Consider the following 6,463-nt stretch of genomic DNA (forward strand, 5'->3'; position numbering starts at 1 on the left):
CTTCGGGGCGAAAGACCAGGGTCCGCTCCCCACCAATAGCAGACGTTCGGAATGGGCGCAGGCGTCAGATCTTCTATTACTAGCGCCGCCGATTCATCAGATCCCAGAACCGCTGCGCACCGAACGGCTTGCCCGATCCCGCCCCGACCGGATGAACCATGTCCACCTGAAGCCGGCCTCGTTGCGGTAGCGGCTTCGGCGCCGACTGGCCGGGATCACTGTCCGCGATGGACGGCAGGCCGGCTAGGATGGCTCGGATCTACATCGACACCCGCGACGACGATGACGGCCGGGTGCTCGTCGCCAAGGCCCGCAGCCTCAAGAGCGTCCCGAAGCAGTGGCGCAAGCCGACGCTCATCCTCGACGCCACCCTCCCCAGCCTCGAAATTCTGCAGGCGTTCTACCCGGAGGTAGAGCCCGCCCCCGCGATCGAGGCCGCGATGCCTTACGTCCGCGTGCGCCAGGTCATCGACTCCCCGACATCAGGCCGGAAGCTGAAACCCGACGAGGATGGGGGAGCCGGCCGAAACCTGCGGGCGATCCGTCGCGAGATCCTGCGGCGGTTCCTCGCCCTCGGCCGCGCCCCGGTTCTCGTCATCGCGGCGAAGAACAGGACCGTGAGCGATACCGCCCCGTCGGGGTCCACGAAGCTGGCTCAGTAGGTTGTGCAATCTATCTCGGAAGGCGCAGCCAAACCCTCCGCTCCTGTGGTCGACCACATACGCTCTTGGCTAAGAATTGTTGCGCTGCATCCTGGTCTCGCGACCTTTTGCCCCCGGAGGGCATCCGGCGGTCTGCCCCCGTGAGGCACGGAGGTTGCAGCATCGCCTCCTGGATTGGTCCGGAGGGGTCGATGGCTGTAGCAGACTTGAATAAGCCGTTCTGGTTTGGCTTCGAGGCCTTCAACGAGGGCCAGAGCTTGGACGATTGCCCTTACGCATGGGGGTCAAACGACAGCGATATGTGGTTCGAGGGCTTCCATCTCGCCAGCAATCTTGTTGGGGGCTCGCGAAGCCAAGCGAACGCTCGAGCGCACCCAGACGCTTGAGGGCAGCCGAACCGCCCCTCAATCCACCCCACGCTCCGATCAGATCCTGCCGTGCTCCGCCATTATCGCTGCAAGCCGGCCCTCGAGCTCGAGCACCTTGATCCTGTGGCCTCGAACAAGGAGGCGGATGGCAGTCGCATGAGTTTCTAGCCCCTCTCGATCGGCGACCTCGGCCATGAAGGCGAACTCATCGGCGGCATCCGAATGCACCTGGACGGCATCCCGTAGGGCTTCCAGAAGCTTTTGAGTCATCTGGTCCATCACGCGGCCCACCGGGCAAGGGCGGCCTCAGCCTGGGACCGGTTGTCGCGGATGCGGTAGACCGTGCCGCGCGAGATCCCCGTGGCCTTGTGGATTGCAGCGACGGCCTCGCCCCGGTTGAGGGCATCCACCACGGAGTCGAACTGCTTGCGAGTGTAGCTGGGCTTCCGGCCGAGATAGGCGTCGTCGCGGCCCTTGGCATGCTCGATGCCGGCTTTCTGCGCTTCCTTTGTCGCCTCGGCCTGCGCCTGGGCCGTGGCGGCCATGAACGAGATCAGCGCATCCCGCACGGCCATCAGCATTGGGTCCGTGGTAGCGCCGTCGAAGACCATGTCGTTGATGACCGTCTTTACGATTACGCCCCGGCGCATGAATTCGCGAATGGTCTCAGTCACGTCTGCGTAGTTGCGGCCGAGGCGATCCACCCACCGGACCACTAGCACGTCGCCCCGGCGCAGCATGTCGAAGAGCCGGCGACCCTGGGGGCGATCCGCGAGCGCGCTGGAGACACCGGACACGCCCTCGTCAGCCACCACCACGTCGATCTTGAAACCGGCGGCCTTGGCCTGCTTGGCCTGGTGCGCGGCGGTTTGCTCATCAGTGGACACACGGGCGTAGAAAACGGTCTGCATCTGGCCGGCTCCATGTCCACAAGGACTATGTCCACAAGGCGAAAGCAACCCTTGCGGACGCATTTCCCATCCCCTCCCAGGAATCCCCTGGGGTATTCCCTTACGGACAGGATTCCTTTCCAGAAACTGAACCATGCACGCTTCCCGACAATTCGGGCCGTGGGCGCCCAGCCTCGACGCCGCCGAGCTCCGCGCCCGGCTCCGCAGCCTCCGCGCCATCGCCCGCCTCCTCGCCGGTCTCCGCGCCGAGGCAATGAACACCCTCCTCCGCCAGGCCGAGACCGATCTGGCCGCTCTAGTGCCCGCCGCCGATGAACTCGACCGTCTCGTCCCCTCGACCGGCGCAGGATCCTGAGCACCTTCGAAAATCTTACCCGTGGCCAAGTTCGCCCTGGCCTTCGCGTGACGCCGCGTTACGTTGGTCCCCATGATGACCAGCGCCGCATCCATCCTCGCTGCGATCTTGGTAGCCGTCGCTGCCAAGGCACAGGCACAGGACGCCGAGACGGTTCGCTTGCGCAACGCCATCAACGATCAGACCAGAGCACAAGAACGCCAAGCCGAAACCCTGCGCCAGCTTGAGGTGCTACAGCGCGACCAAGCACGCCGCGCCGACAGTGCCCGTCAGAACGCCGAGCGCGACAGCCGCTCGATGCGCCGTTTCGATCAACGCTAGAGCCTTACGAGTCCGGCATTGGCATCTCCTCAATGCGCCGCTGTTCCCGCATGCCTCTCAGGAGGCTGTGGAGTTTTCGCAAATCATCCTCGGCTTCAGTCGCGTCTTCGTTGGCCGCGTGCATGCGCGAAATGCGGATCATTTGTTCAATGCGTCGCCCCTCCGCCTGCGAGATCAGTCTATCCAGGATCTCGAGTACTTGCCCCCCCGTCCTCGGCATGACCTCCGCGCTCCCCTCTGGTGCTCATCCCCGAAGACACCACCAGTGGTCGGCAACGAATACAATGCAATCACATCGTTGAAAAACTTGAGGTTTTTGATCTCGCGCCTCGGCCTGCTGTGCCAAGCCTGAAATCAACCGTAAGGCCTCAGACCCCAAGACAGCAGCTGGCCGCCGCCTGAGACCTAAGCCGGACTCAATGCGTAGCCTCGTCCTTTGCTGGAGCTGGCGGGCTAAGCCCCGGTGGTATCGGGCGAGGTCTGATAGAAAGCAGCTACTTCTCGCATCAGATCGCGCCTTTGCTCAACCATCAGATCGGGCAGAATGTCGTGTTCGTGCTGGTCCGTAACCGACAGCAATCTGATGTTCGGGTAAGCGCCTTCAAAAACGACGAGGACCTCCGAATGCGAAAAGGCGTCATTCGGATCTAAGCAATAATGGCTAGCCATTGTGCGCCCCCTTGATCCCCCAATTTAGCGGGAGATCATCCTTAGGGTCACTTGGTCATAGTACATAGTAAAATGTTAAAAAAAGATTGCATGGATATTAAGTACTAGAAACCGCTGCTCAGACCGGCGAAGGCCCTCCCCCGCATTCAACGCCGGCACACCCTATTAGTGCATTTGCTTTATAAGGCCGGAAATCAGCAGCCGGCGTCGGCCGGAGATCATCCAGTACTATCAAGCTTGGACCGACGACCGCGCCGCGAACAGGTCCGATCCGTAGCGTCTGCACTCAGTCACTAAGATCGAAAACGAATGTGTCCGATGGATCCCACAAATAACAACGGCGAGGCTTTCACCTCGCCGCGGGATCAACCGAGTCTTTCCGTCTTCAGAGGCCCATCATGGCCCTAGCGGAGCCAACGGCTGTTGCGAGAAGGCCGAAGGCGAACACGCCGATCATCGCGTAGCTGAAACCCTTCATCTGCATGATCGAAGCCCTATCAACCGATTAGCAGCGGTTCCCGCCCGAGGTCTGGCCGTACTGCTGAACGGGAAAGTTCTGCTGGTTGGCGTTGCCCTCGGCGGCCGAGCTCATCGGGCAGTTGGCCGGATTACGCGAGAAAGCGCTGTCGCGGGCACCAATCGAGCCCGTAGCATCGACCTCATACGCGTTGAACGAGGTGTAGCGGGACGGACGCTCGAAAGCCATCGCGGACGAGATCGGAGCAACGCCAAGAACAAGAGCGGTGGCGATGGCGGCGATACGGGTCTTCATGTGGATGACTTAGCTCCTTTGCGCTACAGTCCTGAGATCAGGTCTGTTTGTTGCTGTCTGAAACTAAGATAGGGTGTCGATCTAATTCTTGACGTGCCGACGCACACCCGAAGGCGCGGATTAACTCGACTGGAGCGAAGGCCATGACCCCAAGCGAACAAGCCGCCTACGCCCGAGGCGTGCAGGAAGCCCGAGAGATGGCCCTTATTGCTGCCGTCACCATCGAGGCCCGCGACGATCACCGCGAAGCCATCATCACCGAGGCGTGGACTGACCTCGCAGGGTGGCGGTTGTGAGCGGCAACGCGCATGTCGGAGCGTCGCCCTCAATCGTCATGCGCCAGTAAGGCGCTTCGTGTTCTCGGCGACGTGTTCGCGATAGCGTGCGATCACGGCATCGGGTGAGGCGCCAACCATCAAACTGCTGACAGCCTCAATCGAGGCACTGATCTTTTCGGCGATCATCTGCTGAGCCTCCGCGTGCGCTGACGGTCCGCCCCGAGCCAGCTTTACGAAGCGAAGCTCAATGACCTTCTGGGCTTCGAGGGCCAGCATGGCAAAGGCGAAGGGATCGTACATGTCGGGCTCCGTGCCGCGAGGGAGTGAAGCCAAAGCGACTGTGACACGAGAAAGGGCGGCCAAAGTGGCCGCCCTGTGGTTGGCATCGATCTGATGTCTGCAGCCGATCTCAGCGTGCCTGAGCGACGCTGGAGAAGGTCTTGCTGGCCTCTTCGATGGCACGCGCCGAGGTATCGCTGATCGCCTTGCTGTCCTGCACCATGTGCTGCAGGCCCTCACGCATCAGATCGCTCTGAATGGCGGTGAACTCCTGAATCGACTTGGCTTGGGTCAGCTTGTTGATGCCGTCCAGATTGCGCCGGAACTGCTTCTGACCGAGATCGAGCAGGTTGCGGGAGGCATCCTGGAACGCCTGGCTGAGGACCGTGCCGCACCGGGTCACGGCTTCCATGTTCTGCTTCGACTGCTGAGCCAGACGCTCGCTGTCCGCGCCAGAGAAGCCGATCGACTTCGAGAAGCGATCGGCGGCCTCGCGGACGTGCTGGGAAGCGGTCTCGATGCTGTTCTGCATCACCTGCTTGGTGGTCTCGGTCGCCTTCTCGCGCGCATCGTTCATCTGGTTGACGCCGTTGCGGGCAGCATCGGCGAACTGCTTGCCCTGCGCGTTGGTCTTGTCAGCAGCTTTGTCGAAATGAACCTTGGCAGCCTCAGCGGTCCGGGCATCCTGGTTGGTCTGCTTGCCGGCGTCGGTGTTCTGACCATTCGACATTGGGGCTTCCCTCCAAATAATATTCAAAATTCACCGCAACAAAATAGGTAATTTGGCCTATCAAACTTCGGCGGCAAAGCAGTTGCGTATAACTGCTGCACTGCAGCTAAATAAACGTCTGAAATATTATTGCAATCCCTCTTCTGAATATTTCAGACAAACTGACTTTTGAAAGTTTCTCTGAGGCGCCATGATAGATAGGCAAGCGCCTATGCGCATTGCAAAATGTGGTGGCGCACTTCAGCCATTTGAAATCTGGTCCGGAGAGGGATTCGCATACAGGAGATTGTACCTCCTTCAACCAGATAGGACCTGACCGGAAATCTATCGCCCGGAAAACGGTGGCGCTCAATCATGACAGATCGAGCCAACCCTCACCGTTTGACCGGCATCCGGTAGGTCCTTGGCGCTCCCAGGCCCTACGATATGCTCATGCGGTACCTACGAACCGTGGGAGCTAGCCAATGACGTTGGAAATCCCAGACACAGCCAAGCCGGGCGACATTCTCACGCCGGACGGCAAGATCCTGTGCCGTGACGGCGAGCTTCATGAGTTCGGTTATTTTGCGGTGAGCTATGAGCAGGCGCAGGCGGCGCGGGCCTATGGTTGGGGCTGCCGGGCCGGAGTTTTCCTTGAAGCGGAGCATTCTGACGAGAAAAGCTGGGCTTACGCGGAAGAAGAACGGCTCTACGCGATCGAAAATGGCGAAGATCTGCCCTTGGTGCGGATCTACCGAGAGGCGTCAGTTTGCCCGCTCGATATAGCTCCTTCCTGCCCAATCACAGCGGGTAGGTAGGCGTCTGCCTGATAGGGTGGATGCAGCGGATCCAGTGGCCTGCGCTAGTCGAGGGGCAGCACGACCGAAGGCATTGATCCGTTGGGTAGCTCAAAGCGACAGCCGTTTGTTCGCGAGTATCTCGGCTCTAAACAATGATAATGGAAAGAGTATCCGGGGTTAGCGGGGGCGAGCAAATCATGAGGATTCCTGTCGAGAACCGGCTCTACGTCCTGGATCGCTTGATCGCGGACCACGAAGCGGCAGCGGTCGCTCAGGCCCACGTCATCGCCGGGATCATTGAGGGCTCTGCGGGGCTCGGTGACGCTGTCAGAACCGCTC

The 6,463-nt window shown here is 60.7% G+C and carries 11 protein-coding genes; 5 read left to right on the forward strand and 6 right to left on the reverse strand.

Features of this window, described 5'->3' with window-relative positions:
* Nucleotides 1-248: 248 nt before the first annotated feature.
* Nucleotides 249-662 (forward strand): hypothetical protein, encoded by a 414-nt coding sequence (locus ACYQOP_RS26935; protein ID WP_461225641.1) that lies wholly within the window; start codon nt 249-251, stop codon nt 660-662.
* 425 nt (nt 663-1,087) lie between these two features.
* Here the strand turns inward: ACYQOP_RS26935 and ACYQOP_RS26940 are convergent, their stop codons facing one another.
* Both ACYQOP_RS26940 and ACYQOP_RS26945 read right to left on the reverse strand, forming a co-directional pair.
* Nucleotides 1,088-1,309 carry a hypothetical protein gene (locus ACYQOP_RS26940; protein WP_461225643.1) on the reverse strand — a complete coding sequence of 74 codons (222 nt, stop codon included), beginning with the start codon at nt 1,307-1,309 and terminating at the stop codon, nt 1,088-1,090.
* Nucleotides 1,309-1,941 carry a recombinase family protein gene (locus ACYQOP_RS26945; protein WP_461225645.1) on the reverse strand — a complete coding sequence of 211 codons (633 nt, stop codon included), beginning with the start codon at nt 1,939-1,941 and terminating at the stop codon, nt 1,309-1,311. Before ACYQOP_RS26945 ends, ACYQOP_RS26940 begins: the two co-directional genes overlap by 1 nt.
* A gap of 133 nt (nt 1,942-2,074) precedes the next feature.
* On the opposite strand from ACYQOP_RS26945, the gene ACYQOP_RS26950 reads away from it, so the two are divergent.
* Nucleotides 2,075-2,296 (forward strand): hypothetical protein, encoded by a 222-nt coding sequence (locus ACYQOP_RS26950; RefSeq protein ID WP_461225647.1) that lies wholly within the window; start codon nt 2,075-2,077, stop codon nt 2,294-2,296.
* A 72-nt stretch (nt 2,297-2,368) separates the two neighbouring features.
* A complete protein-coding gene (locus tag ACYQOP_RS26955) occupies nt 2,369-2,617 on the forward strand; it encodes a hypothetical protein (RefSeq protein WP_461225649.1) in 249 nt (82 codons plus the stop codon).
* 453 nt (nt 2,618-3,070) lie between these two features.
* On the opposite strand, the gene ACYQOP_RS26960 is transcribed toward ACYQOP_RS26955, so the two are convergent.
* A complete protein-coding gene (locus tag ACYQOP_RS26960; protein ID WP_461225651.1) occupies nt 3,071-3,286 on the reverse strand; it encodes a hypothetical protein in 216 nt (71 codons plus the stop codon).
* Nucleotides 3,287-3,791: 505 nt separating this feature from the next.
* The gene (locus ACYQOP_RS26965) at nt 3,792-4,058 is read right to left on the reverse strand and encodes a hypothetical protein (protein WP_461225652.1); all 267 of its coding nucleotides are present in this window, start codon (nt 4,056-4,058) and stop codon (nt 3,792-3,794) included.
* 143 nt (nt 4,059-4,201) lie between these two features.
* Here ACYQOP_RS26965 and ACYQOP_RS26970 point away from each other — a divergent pair, with 143 nt between their 5' ends.
* Nucleotides 4,202-4,354, forward strand: coding sequence for a hypothetical protein (locus tag ACYQOP_RS26970; protein WP_461225654.1), 153 nt, complete (start codon nt 4,202-4,204; stop codon nt 4,352-4,354).
* Nucleotides 4,355-4,390: 36 nt separating this feature from the next.
* On the opposite strand, the gene ACYQOP_RS26975 is transcribed toward ACYQOP_RS26970, so the two are convergent.
* Nucleotides 4,391-4,636 carry a hypothetical protein gene (locus tag ACYQOP_RS26975; protein WP_461225656.1) on the reverse strand — a complete coding sequence of 82 codons (246 nt, stop codon included), beginning with the start codon at nt 4,634-4,636 and terminating at the stop codon, nt 4,391-4,393.
* Between the two features lie 109 nt (nt 4,637-4,745).
* On the reverse strand, nt 4,746-5,345 hold the full coding sequence (locus ACYQOP_RS26980) for a phasin family protein (RefSeq protein ID WP_461225658.1): 600 nt from the start codon (nt 5,343-5,345) through the stop codon (nt 4,746-4,748).
* Nucleotides 5,346-5,809: 464 nt separating this feature from the next.
* Here ACYQOP_RS26980 and ACYQOP_RS26985 point away from each other — a divergent pair, with 464 nt between their 5' ends.
* Nucleotides 5,810-6,142: a hypothetical protein gene (locus ACYQOP_RS26985; protein ID WP_461225660.1), complete on the forward strand. Its 333-nt coding sequence runs from the start codon at nt 5,810-5,812 to the stop codon at nt 6,140-6,142.
* The last annotated feature ends 321 nt before the right edge of the window (nt 6,143-6,463 follow it).

The organism is Methylobacterium sp. CM6247 (assembly GCF_054817925.1).

What these genes read in the sequence shown, in the direction of transcription:
- ACYQOP_RS26935 (WP_461225641.1), top strand. Translation starts at nt 249, where the DNA reads ATGGCTCGGATCTACATCGACACCCGCGACGACGATGACGGCCGGGTG.
- ACYQOP_RS26940 (WP_461225643.1), bottom strand. Translation starts at nt 1,309, where the DNA reads ATGGACCAGATGACTCAAAAGCTTCTGGAAGCCCTACGGGATGCCGTC.
- ACYQOP_RS26945 (WP_461225645.1), bottom strand. Translation starts at nt 1,941, where the DNA reads ATGCAGACCGTTTTCTACGCCCGTGTGTCCACTGATGAGCAAACCGCC.
- ACYQOP_RS26950 (WP_461225647.1), top strand. Translation starts at nt 2,075, where the DNA reads ATGCACGCTTCCCGACAATTCGGGCCGTGGGCGCCCAGCCTCGACGCC.
- ACYQOP_RS26955 (WP_461225649.1), top strand. Translation starts at nt 2,369, where the DNA reads ATGATGACCAGCGCCGCATCCATCCTCGCTGCGATCTTGGTAGCCGTC.
- ACYQOP_RS26960 (WP_461225651.1), bottom strand. Translation starts at nt 3,286, where the DNA reads ATGGCTAGCCATTATTGCTTAGATCCGAATGACGCCTTTTCGCATTCG.
- ACYQOP_RS26965 (WP_461225652.1), bottom strand. Translation starts at nt 4,058, where the DNA reads ATGAAGACCCGTATCGCCGCCATCGCCACCGCTCTTGTTCTTGGCGTT.
- ACYQOP_RS26970 (WP_461225654.1), top strand. Translation starts at nt 4,202, where the DNA reads ATGACCCCAAGCGAACAAGCCGCCTACGCCCGAGGCGTGCAGGAAGCC.
- ACYQOP_RS26975 (WP_461225656.1), bottom strand. Translation starts at nt 4,636, where the DNA reads ATGTACGATCCCTTCGCCTTTGCCATGCTGGCCCTCGAAGCCCAGAAG.
- ACYQOP_RS26980 (WP_461225658.1), bottom strand. Translation starts at nt 5,345, where the DNA reads ATGTCGAATGGTCAGAACACCGACGCCGGCAAGCAGACCAACCAGGAT.
- ACYQOP_RS26985 (WP_461225660.1), top strand. Translation starts at nt 5,810, where the DNA reads ATGACGTTGGAAATCCCAGACACAGCCAAGCCGGGCGACATTCTCACG.